The following is a 21,896-nucleotide window of genomic DNA, read 5'->3' on the forward strand; positions in this document are numbered from 1 at the left end:
TTAACAATAAAATCTTCCCATAATAAAAGTAGGACGTTATGAAAAAGCTAATCACACTGGCGGCAGCATTCGGCTTAACCGCAGCGGTGGCCGATGAAGGTATGTGGCAACCGCATCAACTTCCCGATATTGCAAAACAACTTAAACAAGCAGGACTTAAGCTTGATCCTGATAACCTGACCGATCTAACCGGTTTCCCAATGGGTGCTATCGTTAGTCTTGGTGGCTGTACCGCTTCTTTTGTATCTGACAAAGGACTGGTGGTTACCAACCATCACTGCGCCTACGGCTCTATTCAATACAATTCGACGGAAGACAATAATCTGCTTGAAAAAGGTTTTCTGGCTAAATCACTAAACAAAGAATTACCCGCCGCACCGGGCAGTCGCGTTTATGTGACTGAAAATATAACCAATGTGACTCCGCAGATCACAAATGGCATCGATGAAAAAATGTCTGGCAACGAACGCTATGCCCACATCGACAGTCAGTCGAAAAAACTGGTAGCAGAATGCGAAAGCGACAAAGCTTATCGCTGTTCCGTGGTTAATTTTCACGGTGGTCTGGAGTACTATCTGTTCAAACAATTAACCATTCGCGACGTAAGACTGGTTCACGCACCCGCTAAAAGCATTGGTAAATATGGTGGCGATATCGATAACTGGATGTGGCCTCGACATACCGGCGACTATGCATTTTACCGCGCTTATGTCGGCAAAGATGGAAAACCCGCAGACTTCAGTGAAGAGAATGTTCCGTTTGAGCCCGAGCATCATTTAAAAGTTAATGCCAGCGGCGTTGATAAAGGCGATTATATTATGGTGCTGGGTTACCCTGGAAGCACTAATCGTTACCGAACGTCATCAGAAGTCATCCACACATTTACCAAAAGCTATCCGCTTTCCAAAGAGTTGATGGGATCACTGATTAACGACATCAAATCAAATTCTAAAGAAGGCAGCGACGCTCGTATTAAATATGAAAGTATGCTTGCCGGACTTGCTAACTACGAGAAGAATCGTGGCAGTATGATGGAAAGCTACCATAAGGGAACCACGGAACAACGCAAAATTAAATTAAATCAGGAATTGCGTCAGTGGGTTAACGCCAAGTCATCGCGACAAGCTAAATACGGTGAAGCCATTGATCAACTAGATGCTCTCATTAAGCAAAACCAACAAACCGCTAAACGGGATACACTGTTGGGTTATATGGGCTATGCATCACAAATGATGAGCACCGCAAGCCGGTTACATAGACTGGCCGTTGAAAAACAAAAAGATGACATGGATCGTGAACGGGGTTATCAGGAACGAGACATGAATCGCTTTACACAAGGTATGAAGCGAATTAATCGTCGTTTCGATGCTAAAGTTGAACAGGCCATGTTATTCAATATGCTCGATCGCTACGCAAAATTACCTGAAAGCCAACGCATAAAAGATATCGATCGCTTTTTTGGTATTGATGATGGTTATAAACCGGCTGAGTTAAAAAGCAAAATAGCCGATCTTTATCAGAATACAAAACTGAATGAAGAAGACGTCCGATTGGCCTGGATGGAAAAACCGCTTGAAGCCTTTGAAAACAGTGATGATCCTTTCATTCAATACGCGGTTAAAACATTTGATGCGCGCCAAAAACTTGAGAAGCAGAGTAAAAATGAAGCCGGTGAATTTAATGCCGTTCGCCCCAAATATATGGAAGCGATCATTGCATTTAATAAATCGAAAAACTTGCCTGTTTACGCCGACGCCAACAGTACTTTGCGTATTACCTACGGTAATGTAAAAGGCTATTCTCCGAAAGATGGCATTCGTGCCGTTCCCTTTACAACACTGCAAGGTATTACCGAAAAAGACACGGGTGTCTGGCCATTTAACTCGCCACAAAAACAGTTGGATTTAATCAACAAAAAAGTTTATGGCGATTATGCGAAAGAGTCTTTAAATTCGGTTCCGGTAAACTTTTTAGGTACGTTGGATATTACAGGTGGAAACTCCGGCTCACCGACATTAAATGATAAAGCCGAACTAGTCGGCCTTGTGTTTGATGGTGTTTACGAAAGTATTATTGGTGATTGGGATTACGACCCTTCACTGAACCGCTCAATACACGTTGACTCACGCTATATGCTTTGGGTTATGGAGCATGTGGATGGAGCAGATAACTTGATTAAAGAAATGGATATCGTTCGATAACAAATTTCTTTAAGTAGCACTAAAAAACGGGCCATAGGGCCCGTTTTTTACTTGGCTTATAAGAGCCCACCTCATTATTCCGGTTTAAATCGTTATGGACTTTATAGGTTAGCCTGACATTTTCATTGAGAATTCTTTTCAAACTTTATCATTACGTTTTTTAAATATTTTCATACACAGCCATTGCAACAAATAGAACATACAATTTCTTACATATTATAAACCAGTGCATGGTTTACATTTCACTTTAAACCGATATGGTATGCTTTGGTAGTTATACTATCGTGTCTCGCTACACATGTTTTACTAAAACAGAATAATAATTCTACATCACTTATGGGAGAGTTGAATGAATACCAAACAATTAGTCCTCACCAGCGCTATAACACTAGCATTGGTGACTGGCTGCAGTGAAGACACTGCGTCAACACAAAGTAAACAAACTGAAACCAGTAAAAATCAGATCGCTACTAACCAATCAGAAAAGCCTGTCAGTCAAACCGAGTCTGAAAAAGCCAACGCTCTGTTTGATAAAATGTTTATGGATGCCGTCATGCGCAGCCCCATGTATCAAAGTTATCTTGGTATTAAAAAAGACCAAGATAAATGGGATGAAATGACCGAAGCCAAAGCAAAAGAAGAGTTAGAAATATCAAAAAAGAATCTGGAAAAGATCAATCAGTTCGATGAATCAAAACTGGATGATCAAACTAAGGTAAGTTTAATCTTAGCCAGACAGCAACTTGAAGACGATATTAAAGATTACAAATGGCGTCATTACAACTACCCATTAAACCAGATGTTTGGAATACACTCTTCTGTGCCGTCATTACTGATTAATCAACACAGTATCAGTAACCTGGATGATGCCGAAGACTACATTGCCCGACTGAATGGCATACCAACTCTGTTTGACCAAGTCATTGATGGCCTTAATATCCGTGCCGAAAAAGGCATAATAGCGCCAAAGTTTGTTTATCCCCATGTCATCAGAGACAGCAAAAACATCATTACCGGCGCACCCTTTAATGATGGTGAAGACAGTACATTATTTGCCGATTTCAAAAATAAAGTTAGTCAGTTAGAAATCGATCAACAAATCAAAGACAAACTAATCAGTGATGCTAAAGTTGCACTGGTAAACTCTGTGATGCCCGCTTATAACACTTTAATCGATCGTGTTAAGACACTGGCCGATCGCGCTACCACTAAAGATGGTGCATGGAAATTCCCAGAAGGTGAAGCTTATTATAACCGAGCACTGCAAAACACTACGACAACCGACTTAACGGCAGAAGAAATTCATCAGATAGGTTTAGATGAAGTCGCCCGAATTCATGATGAAATGAGAAAGATCATGAAGCAGGTTAAGTTTGATGGTGATTTACAAGCTTTCTTTGAATACATGCGAACGAATGAGCGTTTTTATTACAACAATGATAAAGCTGGACGCGAGCGCTATTTGTCGGAAGCAACACAATTAATCGACAACATGAAAACTCGTTTAGATGAGTTATTTATTGTTAAGCCAAAAGCGGGATTAACCGTTAAAGCCGTTGAAGCATTTCGCGAAAAATCCGCTGGCAAAGCCTTTTACCAGCAACCTTCAATGGACGGAACTCGTCCAGGCACCTATTACGCCAACCTATATGACATGGGCGATATGCCAACCTATCAAATGGAAGCATTGGCGTATCATGAAGGTGTACCTGGCCATCATATGCAAATTGCCATCGCACAGGAACTTGAAGGCATTCCAAAGTTTCGAAAATTTGGCCGTTACACGGCCTATACCGAAGGCTGGGGCTTATACAGTGAACTTGTCCCAAAAGAAATAGGTTTATACCAAGACCCCTATTCCGACTTTGGCCGACTGGCTATGGAACTTTGGCGTGCTTGCCGACTGGTTGTTGATACCGGTATCCACGCGATGAAATGGGATCGTCAACAAGGCATCGATTATTATGTTGCCAATACACCGAACCCTAAACCAGACGCGGTTAAAATGGTCGAGCGACATATAGTTATGCCTTCTCAGGCAACCGCTTATAAAATAGGAATGTTAAAAATTCTGGAGCTTCGAGAAAAGGCTAAAACACAAATGGGCGACCAGTTTGATATTCGACAGTTTCATGATGTGGTATTAAAGAATGGCCCTGTCCCACTGAATGTACTTGAGCAGTTTGTTAATGACTATATAAACACTGCTGCACCTCAATAAACCTGTCGTTTACTGAAGATTATAGTCACAAACTAGCGGGCATTCATTTGCCCGCTTTTTATTTAGAATCCACTTTTTATTTAAAAAAATATACATCAAACCTAACAGCCCTCTCTTCATTATTGACTCGTCAGTAAAACCCACAAAAATCAACCGATAATCAGGCAGTTATAGCAACTGTCGTAAAAACTGACATATGACAAATAGACCGACTGTCACCTGCTTGTCGTCGAGATAGATCATTTGCTATGGTTTATTGGCTCCTCAGCAAACAGAGGAGACATCCAATGACTATTAACCCACTGAAAAACTCTAACCATACGGATTCAACAATGAGCATGGCATCACCCACCAAAGGTTACTGGTATTATTTTCACCACGATAATAATCAAATTGCCGTTTACGGCTCAGGCTTTACCGGTAAAGAAATTGTCTACTTAAACGACGATCCTGTATCGGAATCCAGAAGTTTTGGTTTAAAAAGCCGACATGAATTCACTTCTAATGGGAAAGATTACAAGGTTGAATTAAAAGTAAACAGCATGATACGCGGTGACGTTGAATGCAGTCTTTATATCAACAATGAACCGGTTGGTACTGAAAGCAAAGCTCTGATTAGCAACAGTAATGGTCGTTCGACTTTAAAAACACTGGCGATTATTTTAGCCGTCAGTTTTGCTGCCGGAATTTTAGTAGGCCTTATTGCAGCAACCTTTAGTAACTGGTTTGCGTAATTTTCAAACACAACAATGACTAACATTTAAGGAATTGGTTTGGAAGTTAAACAAGAGATAATCAAAGAGTATCGTAAACGGCACGGTTGGACACAACAAAATCTGGCCGACGCTTGCGATTTAAGTTTGCGAACCGTACAACGAGTCGAAAAATCCGGTAATGCATCAAACGAAACCGTAATGAGCTTATGTGCCGTGCTAGAAATAAGCCAACAATATCTTAAACGCGTACCGGAATATCGCGAATCAGAGTTACAACAAGTTAAAATTAGACCGCAATACTTACCCATTGCATGCGCTGTGTTGATAGGGTTAATTGCTGGTGCCAGCCTTATGTATTGGTGGTTATCCGTTTAATGGAACGTCCATACATATTTAGCTAAAAATCATTTTTTATATTAAATCAGGCAGGCACTCTAAGAGATAATACATCAGTCAGATGATTGATATCATCAAGAATATGCAGTGGCTTTAATGGTGATAACTTATCGATTGGATGGGCGCCATAGCTGACGCCAATACTGGCAATTCCGGCATTGGCTGCCATTTGTAAATCGTGTGAAGTATCACCAATCATTAAACACTGTTGTTTCTGCCAGCCGTTACGCTCAGTAATGATATTCAACATCTGTGGACTTGGTTTTGACTCCGCTTCATCGGCACAAATTGAATCGACAAAATAACGTTCGAGCTTTGTCTCCCCCATTACCCGCAATAAACCTTTGCGCGCCTTGCCCGTTGCAACGGCAAGGTTAAAACTTTGCTCCTGCAAACTTTGCAGCAGCAACTCCACACCTTCAAATAATGGCGTTGGCGTTGTATCACCCTCTATGTATTGAAAACGATATTCTTCAAATAGTTTAGTACGTGATGCTTCATCCGCTCCAGGAAACAACTGGTTAAACACTTCATCCATGCTTAATCCGATAATATGGCGTATGGCTTCGTCTTCCGGCACCGGCAAACCAACATTTAGCGCTGAGGTTTTCATTGCAGACACTATACGGCCAGCAGAGTCCATTAATGTACCGTCCCAATCAAAAATAATCGTATTAAACTGATTCATTGCTTAATGTCTCTAATAAATCGTTTAAAGCCTTATCGTAATCGGCGGTAATTTCAATCACCTTTTCATCACGCTTTTCTTTAAACTTGAGCTTTCTGGCGTGCAGGAACAATCGGTTGAAACCGTAAGTCCTTTTAAGCTCTTCATCGAACGCCTGATCACCGTATTTTGGATCACCCGCCAATGGACATCCTGCAAATTGAGCATGCACTCGTATTTGATGGGTACGACCGGTCACAGGCATGGCGCGAACTAGTGTTGCCTTGTCGAAATACCGCTCAATGGAAAAGTCCGTACAACTATCTTTTCCACTCAAGTCCACTTTTACCAAACGCTCACCCGATTGTACGGTATTTTTTAACAGCGGAGCATCCACCCGTTTGGTAGAGCGCGGCCAGCGCCCAGCAGCCAATGCTGCGTATTCTTTATACAGTTTTTTATTTCTTAATTGCTCGTGCAAATAACGCAATACACTGCGCTTTTTGGCAATTAACAGACAGCCACTGGTATCCCGATCGAGTCGATGCACTAATTCCAGAAATCGGCAGTCGGGACGCAACTGACGTAGCGCCTCAATCACACCAAAGGAAAGACCACTGCCACCATGCACCGCAATGCCTGATGGTTTATTGATAACGATAACGTTGTCAGACTCGTAAACAATTTGTGATTCGAGCTGTTTAACTTTATTCAGCTGGACATTCACAGGTTTATCGGTTGTTTCAGCGATACGCACGGGAGGTACCCGTATTTCATCACCTGGTTGTATTTTATAAACCGGCTTAACCCGCTTTTTATTCACTCGTACCTCGCCCTTTCGCAAAATACGATAAATTTTAGACTTGGGCACACCCTTCAAAAAAGTGATCAAAAAGTTGTCAATTCTTTGACCGGCCTGGTCAGCATCAATGGTTACAAACTGTACTTTAGACAAAATGGCTATTCTTTAAACAAATCAGTCGGTTAATGTGACGCTATTGTAGCATTAAAACAGAAATAAATTGATGCTATGCGGCATCCCTGCTATATTTCAGTTGTTATAGACAAGGGTAAATATGCCCTTTGGACATCGAATTTCGTTTGTAGCCTTAAAGACATCAAAGTTTCATCACTAAAAAACTTCCGATAAACCTTGAAGAAGGTCTTTAAGTAAAACATTAAGAGCTACAAACTTTAGGTAAGCAACAACCATTTTGCAGGTCGATACACGAAGGTGATCGGTGCAGCGAGCGTAAGACTTAACCTATTTAAAATAAGCAGCACGCAGGAATTTCAGGTCACATGCTGATCAGCAACGATAACACAGCTGAGCATCTGACCATCGATAGGACACTCTATCAAGGAAAGTAAAACATTGTTTGAAAATTCAACATGTTATGTACCTACCAATATTTGCTGGCATTAAAGGCAAAGGTAAGTACGTATTTCTGATCCTGTAACTCGCACCATCACTCTCGGATTCGCTCTGCGTTAATCAGAAACGAGAGAACTACAAATAATGAAACGCATGTTAATTAACGCAACTCAGCAGGAAGAGCTGCGTGTCGCACTAGTCGATGGACAACGACTTTACGATCTGGATATTGAACTCCCTGGCCGAGAGCAAAAAAAGGCCAATATATACAAAGGCAAGATCACACGAATTGAACCAAGTCTTGAAGCCGCCTTTGTTGACTATGGTGCCGAACGCCACGGCTTCCTCCCTCTTAAAGAAATCGCCCGAAGTTACTTCAAAGATCCGTCTGTTCGTGGTCGCCTGAATATCAAAGATGTTTTATCTGAAGGTCAGGAACTGATTGTACAAATTGATAAAGAAGAACGTGGTCAAAAAGGCGCCGCACTTACTACGTTTATCAGCCTTGCTGGTTGTTACGTTGTTCTTATGCCAAACAATCCTCGAGCTGGAGGTATATCACGCCGTATCGAAGGTGAAGAGCGGGATGACTTAAAAGCAGCCCTTAGAACCCTCGATATTCCAAAAGGTATGGGATGCATTGTTCGTACTGCTGGTGTTGGCCGCGAAGCCGAAGAGCTGCAGTGGGACATGGGCGTTCTGTTAAACATTTGGGACGCCATACAGAAAGAAGCTGAAGCACGCCCTGCTCCATTTCTTATTCATCAGGAAAGCGATGTATTAATTCGGGCGGTTCGTGACTCTCTGCGCCCAGACGTCGGTGAAATTATCATCGATAAACAGGAAGCATTTGATAAAGTCAGAAATTACCTGCAACTGATTCGCCCCGACTTTGTTAATCGCGTCAAGATGTACAGTGATCGTGAGTTCCCACTGTTTAATCGCTATCAAATTGAGTCTCAAATTGAATCAGCCTTTAAACGCGAAGTTCAGTTACCTTCCGGTGGTTCTATCGTTATCGATCCTACCGAAGCACTCATCTCTATAGATATCAACTCGGCACGAGCAACCAAAGGCTCGGATATCGAAGAAACCGCATTAAATACCAACGTTGAAGCGGCGCAAGAAGTTGCTCGCCAACTTCGACTTCGAGATATTGGCGGATTAATCGTTATAGACTTCATTGATATGTCACCTGTGAAAAATCAACGTGAAGTTGAGCGAGTCTTATCAAAAGCGCTACAGCAAGATCGCGCTCGAGTACAAATTGGCCGTATTTCACGCTTTGGTTTACTTGAAATGTCACGTCAACGACTGAAGCCGTCATTAGGTGAGTCCAGTCAGGAAACCTGCCCTCGTTGTAGTGGTGTTGGCAGAATTCGAGGTATTGAATCACTTGCCTTGTCTATATTCCGTCTGATTGAAGAAGAAGCAACCAAAGAATCAACATCACAGGTACAGGCCTTCTTACCTGTGGATGTAGCGACTTTCCTGCTGAACGAAAAACGCAAAATTATTGCCGCAATCGAAAAGCGCCGTCGAGTGAAAGTGGTTCTGGTACCGCATCCCGATTTAGAAACACCACATTTCGAAATTTTAAGACTGCGTGAAGAAGACGTCACTCACGAACGTAGTTTTGAGTTAAAAATTGAAACGGGCGAAGACGAAGATACTTCCAGCTCACAAGCATACGCGCCTCCGGCAACTAAAGCCGTGTCTGAAGTACCTGCTGTCCAAACCATACAAGCGCCTACAACAGCGCCGGTTGTCAAACCCAAAAAAGACAGCAAGCCAGGATTATTGAAGCGTTTATTTGGTTCGTTGTTTGGTTCTGACGACAAGCAATCAGACAAAAAGAAAACAGATTCAAAGTCCGACAAAGGTCGAAATCAACGTGGTGGTCAAAACCAGCGCCGTCGACGTAATCAGAGCAACCGTAAACCTCACTCTAAGCGACAAGACAGTCAAGGTGAACGTTCTTCGTCCAATAGAGACAACCGCTCTGGCGGAGGCCGCCGTAATCAGCAGCACGATCGTCAGGATTCCAGTCATCGTCAAGATTCAAGCCAGCGTCAGGATTCAAGCCAACGTCAAGAATCGAGTCGCTCAGACAGTCAGCAAGATAGCGGTCGACAAGATTCAGGACGCCAACAAAATCGTAAGCCACGTCAAGAAGCGCCTAAAGTACAACGTGAAGAACGTGTACCCCGTGGCCAACGTCAGGAACAGCAAAAAGAAGCGCGTGCCCAAAACCGTAAAATAGCGGAACAAGCACAAGCATCCGATGGCAATAAACAAGTTTCTGAAAAGCCATCAACGAGTAATCGTGATCGAATGGCCTCGCAAGCTTCAATTCAAGTGTCTGAAAAACAGGTGTCGTCGCTTAAAGACTCTACCCGTAAAACAGCACCTGCTGAAGATCAACAGGCTGATGAGAACAAAGCTGTAGATGTGGTTAAGACAAACGAAACAGCAGTGACAACACCAAAGCCTACAGAACAAAAATCATCTGCAGAAGCAAAACCTTCGGGTCAGGCTGAGCAAGCCTCTGAAGCCAATGTTGAAGATAAAACAAGTGTATCAGCAGCGGATGTAAAAACGCCTGAAACAAACACTGCTACAAGTAAATCTGAAGCTGATGTTAAACCAACTGATAAAACGGAAACAAAACAAGAAGCACCTGCCCCTGATCAAAGCAATAAAAGTTCAGAGGCAAAGTCAGACGATCTTGGTTCTTCCAGTGCAACGACTGAATCCGCTAAACAGGATGCAATAGCAACTAAAGCGCCTGTGAACAAGCCTGAATCAACAGAAACAGAAACCAAGGCAACTGCCAAAACGCCTGATGCAGACGAAAAAACGCCCAGTAAGCCAGCGGAAAAAGTAGCTTCAACAGCAACAGCAGGAAAAGCTGAAAGTCCTATGGCAAAGCCAGCGTCGATTGAAGCCTTTACTCCAATGTCTTTTTCTCACAAAGCTGACGTTGACTTATCAGCGCCTGTCAGTAAAAAAGTTGACGTTGAACAAAAGTCTGCAAGCAACAGTCCAATGGCGAAAGCGTCCATAGCGTCTGTTGAAAATTCTGAGTCACCAAGTGAAAGCAAGAAAACGTCTACTGCTGACGACTCTTCTTCTAAAGACTCTGAATCGAACGATGACAAAGATAAGCAGGACTCTTTATTTTAAGAGCTCCATTGAGCTTTATACAGTGACTAATAAAAAGCCCGGATAGTATCCGGGCTTTTTTTATATCGATGTTAATTTCTAATACTTTTTTTGATTCAAATTTTAACTTAAATTATTTAACGCCTATCAGGCAATGGTTAATATTTTAGGTGCTTGGCGGGTTATTATCATTGTGTGCTCGAACTGGGCTGAAAGATTATTTTCACCAGAGATCAGCGTCCAACCATCCTTTGCGGTTTCTGTATATTGTGACTTTGTTGATAAGAAAGGTTCGATGGTAATAACCATTCCTTCTTCTAAAATACGCTTGTCCTGCTTATCAAAGTAATTAGGAATACATTCAGGATACTCATGCAGGCGCTTGCCTATGCCATGACTGGCTAAATCACGTAAAGTTTTATAACCTGATTTTTTGGCACTTTGTTCAATCGCTTTACCAATCAAGTTAATCTTATTTCCGGCTTTTGCTACTTTAATCGCTTCATTCAAGGCTTTAGTTGTTGCATCAATTAAATGTTGTTTTTTGGGGTGCACAGGATCGACAAGAAACGTAAAACCTGTGTCACCGTAGTAACCATCTTTTTCAGCAGAAGCATCAATATTCACAATATCACCAGGCTGAATCACACGGCTACCGGGTATACCATGAGCCGCTTCTTCATTGACACTGATGCAGGTACAGCCAGGAAAATTATACATAACACGTGGCGCAGAATTTGCGCCATGCTGTTTTAAAAACTGTTCACCAACTTGATCAAGCTGCTTTGTGGTTATTCCTGGCTTAAGCTGTTTTCCCATAGCTTTTACACACGCTGCCACAATTTGACTGATATGCTCCAGTTTTTCTTCGTCATGTTTTGATTGAATGATCAAAGCTGTTCCCTATTAATTTACTACTGATTATAGATTGCTGTATGAATATTCCCTTCTGCGTCGATATAACCTCGGTACATGCCTGCTGAATTAAATGAAAACACGGGCTCACCCTTTGGTGACATTCCCACAATTCCACCCTCTGCTTTCATGTTGACAAGTTTTTCCATAATGACTTCATCGGCAGCTTGCTGTAAGGGAATTTTTTTATAGAGTACGCGTGCGCATATATCATGAGCAACTGCGGCTCGAATAAAAAACTCACCATGTCCTGTAGCCGAAATTGCACAAGACTGATTATCGGCGTAAGTACCTGCGCCAATGATGGGCGAATCACCAATGCGCCCGAATTTTTTGTTTGTCATACCACCGGTGGATGTTCCTGCTGCTAGATCACCATTAACATCCAGGGCTACCGCACCCACTGTTCCAAATTTCTTATCATCTGGCCAACGCTGAACACTCATGAAAGGAGAAGCTTGTGAAACCGACTGCTGTTCATCTTCAGACAGCTGTGTTGAGTCAGAATCATCTTTTAACACATTCAACAATTGCTGCCATCGACGTTCCGTATAAAAGTAATCGGGAGAAACCATTTCAATGGATTGTTTCTTGGCAAAGGTTTCAGCTTTTTCACCACTTAACATCACATGGTTTGATTTCACCATAACAGCGTGGGCCAGAGTAATGGGGTTTTTAACTTTTGTAACACCAGCTATAGCACCAGCATTTAAATGCCTGCCTTCCATAATGGATGCGTCAAGTTCATTTGTCTTATGATGTGTAAATACAGCGCCTTTACCTGCGTTAAAAAGCTCTGAGTCTTCCATAATCATAATGGTTGCTTGAATCGCTTTTATACTGCTCTCACCCTGCTTTAACAACTTATAACCAGCACTAAGGGCTTGTTTCATTTTTTTATGATAAGCCGCCTCTAATTCTGGCGTCATATTACTTTTTAAAATGGTGCCTGCACCACCGTGAATTGCAATGGCAACTTTATTATTTTGTTTTTCTGCAAAGCCTGGCGCAGCACTCACTAATAAGAATGAAATTATGGCTGTTTTTAATAACAGCAAAATAGGTTTAACCTTTGAGTAATGCATTTTATATCCCTCACTAAAATTGAAAGCATAGAGTTATTGAAACTCACGTTCTTTATTTTTCTGTTTTTTTATTGTTGGGTATTAGGTACCGATTAATTTGCAAAAAACTGTACTAAATTAGCGACAACACTAATGATAATAACGATCCAGGTAACTAAAGTACCCCAAAAGCGACCAAAGGACACTCCAGGACTGCCACTTAACCCCTGAGCATGGAGTAGGCGAGATAAGACGAGCAAACTACCTAAAACATGCATTAACCAGCCATTGACACCGTTTAGCTCCAAAGCTGCCATTAGTATCAAAACGATGGGAATGTACTCGATAGCATTGGCATGAACCCTGACGGCACGCCTTAAATCATCGACACCGCCATTGCCAATACCAACCTTATTTTTTCGTCTTAAATAAACCACACGGATCGCTAACGCTAATATTAGTATGCCGCACAGGGATGCGTATAAAGATGTAATGGATATCATGGCAGACCTTATATTCGAATTATTTGATTTCGAGTATAGACACTTCTAAAAAAGAATGGAACTAAGCCATTTAAGAGCCCTTTAAAGTTGGACGTGGCAAGAGTTTTGAGACGGGTTATTGCTGCTCCATTACTTCATCAGAAGTCACCAAACTGACGTCTTGCAAAATAACAGGATAAGCTGGTACAGAATCTCCTATGTCATCAATAGAACCCGTTGGTATTTTAGATATGGCCTCAACCACATCCATCCCCTGTACGACCTGGCCAAAAACCGTGTAACCATAGCCCACATTGGTATCGTTGCGATGATCAAGATTTTTATTATGGCGAAGATTAATAAAAAACTGACTGTCAGCACTGTCCTTATCGGTAAAACGAGCCATGGATATAGTGCCTCTGGTATTTTTTAGGCCGTTTTTGGCTTCATTTTTAACGGCATCAAACACTTCAATAGGTTGATAAGTTTTATCATAACCGCCGCCCTGAATAACAAAGTCTTCCTTTACGCGATGAAACACAGTACCGGTATAACGCCCTGCTTCAACGTAACGCAAAAAGTTCTCAACCGTACTCGGTGCTTTTTCTTTGTTCAGGGTTAAAAAAATATCACCATAGTTGGTTTGCAGCTTCACCAAACTGTTTTCTGCCGCTTTAGTTCCAAAAGAAAAAGCAATAAACAAAGCGGCAATAAAGCAACCACTAAAAACTCTAAACATGCTGACTACCCTATTGATAATAAACAGGAGGCAAACTCGTTGAGCATCCACCGATTAAATACTGCCCGATTGTATGACAGTTGAACCGGTAAATTAAAGCTTCAGGCAACTTTTTTAATTAAAAGCGATGCATTAGTACCGCCAAAACCAAAGGAGTTGGACAATGCTGCATCAAAACGCCTGGTTACCGATTGGTTAGCCGTGTAGTCTAAATCACAGTCAGGATCCGGTGTTATAAGATTGATGGTTGGCGCTATCCGCTCATGTTGCATACTTTTTATGGTGTATATAAGCTCTGCGGCCCCCGCAGCGCCTAACATATGCCCTGTCATGGATTTGGTTGAGCTTATGGTTAATGATTTACTATGAGCCGAAAACAACCGTTTTATGGCTAATGTTTCAATCTTGTCGTTCAGCGGTGTCGAGGTACCATGGGCATTAATATAACCCACTTGTTCAAGTTCCAGACCCGACATTTCAATGGCTTTTTGCATGGCAGCAACCTGTCCTTTTCCCTCGGGACAAGGCGCTGTTAAATGGTGTGCGTCAGAGGTTGCACCAAAACCGGCAATCTCGGCGTAAATTGTTGCATTACGTCGTATGGCTGATTCCATACTTTCAAGTACCAAAATACCAGCCCCTTCCCCCGACACAAAACCGCTGCGGTTTTTATCAAATGGTCTTGACGCACAGGATGGGTTATCCACTTGAGTATTAAGTGCATTCAACCGGGAAAAACCCGCCAGACTCAATGGTGTAATGGTTGCTTCCGAGCCTCCAGTAATCACTTTATCCACTTCACCCACAGCAATCATTTTACAGGCATCCATTATGGCATGGGCTGACGTTGCACAAGCCGAACTGACACCGTAACTGGGACCTTCAAAACCATAACGGGCGGATATAACGCCTGACGCCATACCAATGACCGATGATGGAATAAAAAAGGGAGTGACACGTCTGATTTTTCCATTAATCACTTTAGGATGTTCCCGTTCGATATTACTTATTCCACCCTGCCCGGATCCAATCACAACGCCCACATGTTTTTGGTGAAATAACTCTGAGTCTTCTAAAGCTTGTTGTGTCGCAATTAATGCATATTGAATGAAGGGATCCAGATGGCGAGAGTCTTTCCCTTCTAAATAGTCTTGATAATGAGAAGGTACTTCACCTGCAATTTTTATTGGAAATGTGTCTGTTTCAAACTTTTTTATATAATCGATGCCCGACTGACCAGCAATAAGACGACTCCAGTTTTCATCAACGCCAATGCCAAGGGGACTAATGATACCCATACCCGTCACTACCACACGATTCAGCATATTGTTACAACCCATTCAATAATTTTCATAATTATTAGTGAATGGTATGTACAAAGGATGGCAAATTTATGGCGTTCTTATGACAGAGAGAACAGATATAAAAAAGGGAAGCCTTTTGCTTCCCTTTTTTATAGTTGGCTTGATGAACTTTAGATTATTAAAACCTATTTATTTTCAGCCAGTTTCTTACTGCGCTTGAGTGCAATGTAATCCACCAAAATATTCCCGGTTTCTTCTAACTTGTAATCATCGTCTTCAAAAACAGACTCATCAAAATCTTTTAAAGTATCAACCGGTTTTAACCCTTTGTCTTTTAGGCGCTGATTAATACGTGCCAGTTTTTTGGCTTTTCGCTCATCAATTTCAGCCTTTCTCTTTTTCATATTAAGCGAAATGGTGTCATCATTTTTGCGCGCCTGATATTCGGCAATATCTTCTTCAAGATAAGCGAACTCCTTGCTGCTTTCTCGACGCATTTTATGACGCTGATCAAGGGCAGATACAAATTCATTCACTTCATTAACAGGCTTATAGTTCGCCTGCTTAATGGTATCCCACGCCAAAGCATTGTCGTAGCTGCTCTCACCAAAATCCTCTCTGGAAAATCTGGATGGGTAGCTGATATCCGGTACCACACCACGATGCTGTGTTGTTTCACCCGACACACGGTAAAATTTGGAAGTGGTTAATTTGATTTGACCAAGCTGAGTGTCCAAAAGACCTCTAAAATGGTTCAAGTCGCGCAGCGTTTGAACTGTGCCTTTGCCAAAGGTTTGCTCACCAACAATCACACCACGACCATAATCCTGAATTGCACCGGCAAATATTTCCGACGCTGATGCGCTAGCCCCATTAACTAATACGGCTAACGGACCATCATAAACAACACCCGGATCAGAGTCTGGGAACACATGAACCCGATTCCGAGAATCTTTCTGCTGCACAACAGGGCCTCGATCAATAAACAATCCGGTTAAATCAACCGCTTCATCTAAAGCGCCGCCACCATTGTTTCTTAAATCGATCACTAGGCCATCGACGCCCTCTTTCTTAAAAGACTCAATAAACTTGGCAACGTCTTTTGATGTGCTTTTATAGTCAGGCAGACGTTTGTTGTATTTAGCATCCCAGTCAACATAAAATTTGGGGATTTCTATCACACCAAACTTATACTGTTGATTATTATTGTCTATTTCAATAACTTTTGATTTAGCTGAGAGTTCTTCTAATTTCACCTGCTCTCGAATAAGGCTTACGGTTTTGGTTTCGCCGGCAATCACTTCTTCTTTTGGCAGTATTTGCAACTTAACTTCTGTGCCCGCTTCACCACGAATAAGATCAACCACATCATCAAGGCGCCAGCCAATCACATCTTCAACAGCATTATCACCCTGCCCAACACCAATGATTCTATCACCTACTTTAATCTGCTTTGATTTGTCTGCCGGTGCACCGGTTACCAGTTTATTAACTTTGGTATAAACATCATCTACTTGCAAAACAGCACCAATACCTTCCAGAGACAACTTCATTTCGATGTCAAAATTTTCAGCTTCCCGTGGCGAAAAGTAGGTCGCATGAGGCTCGATGGTCAAGGCAAAAGCATTCATAAAGTATTCAAAAATGTCTTCACTTTTATTCTGGCTCATGCGTCGTTTTGCCATGTTATAACGCTTGGTTAAAACCTCTTTGGTTTCTTCCCAACTTTTTTCCGCCAGAACCAAGCTCAAGGCATCGGCTTTAACCCGTTTGCGCCATAACTCATTTAACTTTTTTTCATCGGATATCCACTCAACATCTTCCCGGTCATAACGATAGGTTTCATCTTTTTCAAAATCGAATGGAGTTTCAAGCAAACTTAAAGCATAGTCGTAACGATCGATCCAACGGTTTTGAAAAACCTGATAGATATCGTAAGCGGGTTTAAGATGACCGCTGATGATGTTGTCATCAATCATATTTTGAAATCGTTGAAAATCTTTAACATCTTGAGCTAAAAAGTAGCTTTTATTACCGTCTAAAATATCAATGTATTTGTTTAAAATCTGCCCGGATAACTCATCATTTCGACGGATACTGGGTTTTAAATAATGAAGCTCAGAAAATATTCTGGCGATGTAACGACTGGCACGACCATGACTTGGCTTAGGTAACAAAGACTCCTGCGTCGGTCCTTCAATAAGCGACTTATCTGTATTCGCATGCTTTTCTGGTGGCTGCTGTGCCACAATGGCAAGCGGTACAACCAACAATAAGGCGAATGAAAAGCCTTTAAACTTTTTCAGTGATTGAAACAGATTTTGTTTAAGCCATACAAACGTCATATACATCCCAACTTTTCAATAATGGATTACTGGGTTAAGAACATAAGAAAGTAACCTTTCTTTTTCTCCAAATAAATATTGAGCTATGTTCATCAAAACCCTAAAATTCAGGCCAACATTATTTCAATAATGCTATTCTCCATAAGAGCCATCTTAACGTGCTTTTACAGGGAACAGAAGTTTTGACCCTTGTTTAATTCGATGGTTTCATCTCTATTAAGCAAATAAATTGTTACCGTCACAAGTAAAATATTGCAAGAATTCGTTACAGGTCACAATATTCCTACCTGTATTTCACTTTGATTCCACTATAGTATAGTTAACATACTGTTTTTGTGGGCAAATTTTACGGTTTTAAAATGGTTAAGTTTTTAAGAATATGGGTCGAAAAATGGTTAAATCAAGAGACCCCACCACCATCATTCCCTCAAATTGACTTTGAGAAACTGCGCTATGGCCTGCGACCCGGTGATGTAGTTCTGGTTGAAGGCCGAACCCGTGTAGCCGAGGTCATAAAGCTTATAACTCAGAGTCGCTGGTCACACGCGGCTCTCTACATTGGGCGCATTCACGACATCGAAAATCCTGAACTGAGAGAACAAATTCAGAAGTTTTCAACATTTGATCCCTCCGATCAACTGATCATAGAAGGTCTACTGGGCCAGGGAACCATTTTAAACGTGCTTTCAGAGTACCAGCGGGATAACCTTCGGATATGTCGGCCATCCGCTCTTTCACACGCAGATGCCGCGTCGGTTATCGCCTTTGCAGTGGCTCACCTGGGTACTCCATACAACTTCAGACAAATGATAGATTTAGCCCGATTACTGTTCCCCTGGTCGATTATTCCAAGACGCTGGCGCTCCTCATTGTTTCGCAGTAATGCCGGTGAGCCGACACGTACCGTTTGCTCATCCATGCTCGCAGAAGCCTTTAATGCTGTCGATTATCCGGTACTGCCTGCTTTTAAGCGGCTAGAGAATGAACAAGTGGAGCTTATTAAACGTAACGCCAAACTTTTCACACCCGCCGACTTTGATTATTCCCCTTATTTCAAAATATTAAAATTTCCATTTTGGGGCGAGGTCGATAAAGCGCACTATCGCGAGCTGCCCTGGAATCAGGATGGCTTACAGTCAAACGATGACGATACCTTTACTTAATTCGTTAAAAGCCATTGAATCGTTAACGAACAAATCTCGTATAAAAATATATGATTAAATTTCGAACAAATGGCTTGATGTTTACGGTAATTGTTCTAATTTTTACTATAAGGAATGCAAAAACTCCCTTTTGTTGTTCCTGACAGCTAAAACATTCCCCTAACCCAGGCAACCACCTATGGACCTGGGTATTTTTTTGCTCAAAATAATCGAATGGTAACTAACCTCTCTTCCGTAAACGAGAGAAGAAAACCAACATCAAGGATGTCCAGAATAATAGACCGCCACTGCTACCACCGTCCTCATTGCCACCATTATCACTGTTGTCGCCATTATCTGAAGGCGCCACTACCGTCACAGTTACTGAAGCGGTAGCCTGAGCACCTAAAACATCAGAAGCGGTTACCTGAAAACTCAATTCGCCGGCGTAGTCTGGTGCAATAAAAGAGGTTGTCGCAGAAGTCGCGTTTGACAGTTCAACCGATTCACCCGCTGTCTGTTCCCAGGCAAAAGTAACCGTATGATTTTCAGCATCGGTTGCACTGGCCGTTAACTCAACGGTTTGCCCGGTATTCACTTCAAAATCTTCTTGTATTGAAACAGATGGCGCTGTGTTGGTATCGTCATCCAGAATCGTTACTTGCATTTCACTCGTGTTGCCAAGGGATGCGCCAGTGGCCGATTGTAAAATGACATTAAATGACTCGTCGCCCTCTTCGGTTGTGTCAGCGTTAATGGTTATTTCAAATGATTTATCGTCTCTGTCACCATCTTGCCACTGTAATGTTCCCGATGTATCGACATAATCTTCAGCAGCTGTAGCGGTCACACCGCTTAAAACATAATCGACCGTCGCAACACCTTTTGAACCACCTAATCTTTCCACTGTAATGGTTATCGAATTGTTCTCTTCTGCAATATCCGCATTAGCAGTAGTAAACTGCACAGCGCCAGGTTCTGGCTCACCGTTTAAAGTAATTGTCAGGTAACCATTATCGCCAATGGTAGCGCCATTTTTTGGATCGGTCAGTCGAAGAAAAAATGACTCCGTCGGCTGGCTGTTTGGAGGAAAATCACTGATATTAATTGAGATTTGTTTATCACTTGTATCACCAGCGGCCCACTCTAAAATGCCCTTGTTTAATGAAAAGTCGGAACTAGAGCTTGCACTGCCACTTAAAAAGTCGAACTTGACACTGGTTGCACCAGGATTGCTACCTGTATCGGTACGTTGAACATTTATGTCGACCGTTTGTCCTCTATCAAGCGTGAGCTGTGCTTTCTTAAACTGCAGCTGTCCTTCGTTATGTTGCTTAGTATTATCCTTTAAAATATACAGTCCACTATTAATGTCACTGACCAAAATATTACCAGAAGGAAGAAACGGATAAGCGCCCCAGGCACCGTTATAAGAGGGATTATTGTTGCTTGGAAAAGTATCAAAATAACCGACTTCAATCGGCGAAGTGGGATCGGTAATATCGAGAACGGTCAATCCCCGCTCATAAGTGGACATATAATAACGATTACCACGAACAAAACCGTTATGATCAATAGCGCCTGTTGGACCTGTCCACTGACCTACCTGAACTGGATTACGTAAATCATCAATTTGAAAAATTCTTACGGTGGTATTGATATTCGCCCGACTTTCATCAAACTCATCGTGCAACAAAATATAGCGCTTATCTTCGGTTACCCATCCTGAGTGCACATACTTTGCTGATGAAGGCACATCATTATATTCTGCCATTCCTAACTGCTGAGTATCTGCTGGGTTAGTAATATCCCATAAATACATTTGCTTTTCGTTAAAGTCGACAAATACAGTACAGTTCACACCGTTTGAATTAACACATCCGGAATCTTTACGACTGTCATCAATAGTGACCGAAGCACCATCATGGGTATAACCTTGAAATGAAGACTGACCATTTTCGACATTAATGGTTGCCGGATTATCCAGAGAATAACTGTGAAACGATCCTTGAAAATTACTGCTGCCCACAAGTTGAAGTTTCGCTTGAGTATTTTCTTCTACAATATTCAATGAATAATCAACATTACTGATGTAAACATTATGGGCATTACCGACACTGTTATTGCGCTCCACCAGTGAAATACTGTTTGGTAGGTCGTTCAAGTCGATAATCGAGACACCATCACTTCTACCATCGACGGTGGCGTAAGCAAAAGCCCGCCAACTGTTTAAACTATCATCAAAATACTGATAAACCTTGATATCACGCCAGGATGCAGAGCTGCCTGAAACAGTGCCCACTTCAACGGGGTTTTCTGGATCAGTCACATCAAATACAGCCACGCCATTTTGAACGCCCATAATGGCGTACTCATTATTGTTGTTTAGATCAACATGCCCCCAAATATCATTCCCTGAACTGGGAAATGAAGAAAATGCATTAAGTGGCACATGAGCCAGCAAATCAATATTATTACATCTAAAGTTGCCAGCTCTTCCGTTGACACAATCAACAGCGGTTTGTTTTTGTTTTAGAGATTCAACTTCTTTCATTTTTGCCGCAACAGAGGCAGAAAGCTGACTGGCCTTACCATCGGCAATAACATGGAACCCATTTCGACGTAAATCGGGCACCATTTCTGGTGGTACACCGGTTAAAAAAGATTTGTTCACATTAGGGCTTTGTGACTGAAAGTGATCAAAACGATTATACCCAGCTAACACAGGAACCAGCTCACTCTTTAAATAAAACAGTTCTTCTGCGGATGATATTGAGTACTGACCACTGGCCACCAAAACTTTGTCACCCTTATTCGCTTTTGATACCGCGTAACTGATCGTTTTACAGGGACGAATTGGATTATCACAAAATCCTTTGTCTTCACCATGCTCAGAAACGTATCGTGATTTTGATGGTTCCGAATGGGTCCAGGCCTGAGTCGCCAAAAGTAGCAAAGATGCCAATAAAAAATATTTTATGCTGAGATATTTAATCACCCTAGTTTTCCTTTTAAAAAGCCCGATTAAACCGATATATACCATTTAAACACTTGTATACATTAGATGATAGTTGAATATTTACAGTTAAAAGACCACACAGCGCACAATATGTTGTTAAAATATCTGTCTAACTGAACTGGCTGAAATGTTTTATTACAATCAA

General features: G+C 41.8%; 15 protein-coding genes. 6 read left to right on the top strand and 9 right to left on the bottom strand.

All coding sequences use genetic code 11. The annotated features are described in order from the left end of the window. Positions 1-38 precede the first annotated feature (38 nt). The 4 genes from C8D97_RS11025 (at position 39) to C8D97_RS11040 (ending at position 5,513) form a co-directional block, all read left to right on the top strand. Positions 39-2,201 (top strand): S46 family peptidase, encoded by a 2,163-nt coding sequence (locus C8D97_RS11025; protein ID WP_109763829.1) that lies wholly within the window; start codon positions 39-41, stop codon positions 2,199-2,201. 349 nt (positions 2,202-2,550) lie between these two features. Continuing rightward, positions 2,551-4,422 carry a DUF885 domain-containing protein gene (locus tag C8D97_RS11030; protein ID WP_109763830.1) on the top strand — a complete coding sequence of 624 codons (1,872 nt, stop codon included), beginning with the start codon at positions 2,551-2,553 and terminating at the stop codon, positions 4,420-4,422. A gap of 287 nt (positions 4,423-4,709) precedes the next feature. After that, entirely contained in the window at positions 4,710-5,156 is a 447-nt protein-coding gene (locus C8D97_RS11035; protein ID WP_109763831.1) for a hypothetical protein, read from the top strand. A gap of 39 nt (positions 5,157-5,195) precedes the next feature. Next, positions 5,196-5,513, top strand: coding sequence for a helix-turn-helix domain-containing protein (locus C8D97_RS11040; RefSeq protein WP_109763832.1), 318 nt, complete (start codon positions 5,196-5,198; stop codon positions 5,511-5,513). 46 nt (positions 5,514-5,559) lie between these two features. Here the strand turns inward: C8D97_RS11040 and C8D97_RS11045 are convergent, their stop codons facing one another. Both C8D97_RS11045 and rluC read right to left on the bottom strand, forming a co-directional pair. Continuing rightward, complete coding sequence (locus C8D97_RS11045; RefSeq protein ID WP_109763833.1) at positions 5,560-6,222, bottom strand: HAD family hydrolase; 663 nt, start codon at positions 6,220-6,222, stop codon at positions 5,560-5,562. Continuing rightward, positions 6,209-7,156 carry a 23S rRNA pseudouridine(955/2504/2580) synthase RluC gene (gene rluC, locus C8D97_RS11050; protein WP_245411437.1) on the bottom strand — a complete coding sequence of 316 codons (948 nt, stop codon included), beginning with the start codon at positions 7,154-7,156 and terminating at the stop codon, positions 6,209-6,211. Before rluC ends, C8D97_RS11045 begins: the two co-directional genes overlap by 14 nt. A 564-nt stretch (positions 7,157-7,720) precedes the next feature. Between rluC and rne the strand changes: the two genes are divergently transcribed. Continuing rightward, positions 7,721-10,762 (top strand): ribonuclease E, encoded by a 3,042-nt coding sequence (gene rne, locus C8D97_RS11055; protein WP_109763835.1) that lies wholly within the window; start codon positions 7,721-7,723, stop codon positions 10,760-10,762. 126 nt (positions 10,763-10,888) lie between these two features. Here rne and map read toward each other — a convergent pair whose 3' ends face one another. From map to C8D97_RS11085, 6 genes are all read right to left on the bottom strand, one after another. Further along, positions 10,889-11,635 (bottom strand): type I methionyl aminopeptidase, encoded by a 747-nt coding sequence (gene map, locus C8D97_RS11060; protein WP_109763836.1) that lies wholly within the window; start codon positions 11,633-11,635, stop codon positions 10,889-10,891. A 20-nt stretch (positions 11,636-11,655) separates the two neighbouring features. Continuing rightward, positions 11,656-12,741 (bottom strand): isoaspartyl peptidase/L-asparaginase family protein, encoded by a 1,086-nt coding sequence (locus C8D97_RS11065; protein WP_109763837.1) that lies wholly within the window; start codon positions 12,739-12,741, stop codon positions 11,656-11,658. Between the two features lie 92 nt (positions 12,742-12,833). Continuing rightward, a complete protein-coding gene (locus C8D97_RS11070; protein WP_109763838.1) occupies positions 12,834-13,223 on the bottom strand; it encodes an MAPEG family protein in 390 nt (129 codons plus the stop codon). A gap of 115 nt (positions 13,224-13,338) precedes the next feature. Beyond that, on the bottom strand, positions 13,339-13,941 hold the full coding sequence (locus C8D97_RS11075; RefSeq protein ID WP_109763839.1) for a peptidylprolyl isomerase: 603 nt from the start codon (positions 13,939-13,941) through the stop codon (positions 13,339-13,341). 101 nt (positions 13,942-14,042) lie between these two features. Then, positions 14,043-15,266 carry a beta-ketoacyl-ACP synthase II gene (fabF, locus tag C8D97_RS11080; protein WP_109763898.1) on the bottom strand — a complete coding sequence of 408 codons (1,224 nt, stop codon included), beginning with the start codon at positions 15,264-15,266 and terminating at the stop codon, positions 14,043-14,045. 164 nt (positions 15,267-15,430) lie between these two features. Continuing rightward, a complete protein-coding gene (locus C8D97_RS11085) occupies positions 15,431-17,590 on the bottom strand; it encodes a carboxy terminal-processing peptidase (protein ID WP_170115218.1) in 2,160 nt (719 codons plus the stop codon). A 359-nt stretch (positions 17,591-17,949) separates the two neighbouring features. Here C8D97_RS11085 and C8D97_RS11090 point away from each other — a divergent pair, with 359 nt between their 5' ends. Beyond that, positions 17,950-18,753 carry a YiiX/YebB-like N1pC/P60 family cysteine hydrolase gene (locus tag C8D97_RS11090; protein ID WP_146196135.1) on the top strand — a complete coding sequence of 268 codons (804 nt, stop codon included), beginning with the start codon at positions 17,950-17,952 and terminating at the stop codon, positions 18,751-18,753. 220 nt (positions 18,754-18,973) lie between these two features. Here the strand turns inward: C8D97_RS11090 and C8D97_RS11095 are convergent, their stop codons facing one another. After that, entirely contained in the window at positions 18,974-21,730 is a 2,757-nt protein-coding gene (locus C8D97_RS11095; RefSeq protein WP_170115219.1) for a choice-of-anchor B family protein, read from the bottom strand. Positions 21,731-21,896 lie beyond the last annotated feature (166 nt).

The sequence above is a fragment of the Pleionea mediterranea genome (assembly GCF_003148745.1).
GTDB classification, from domain to species: Bacteria; Pseudomonadota; Gammaproteobacteria; order Enterobacterales; family Kangiellaceae; genus Pleionea; species Pleionea mediterranea.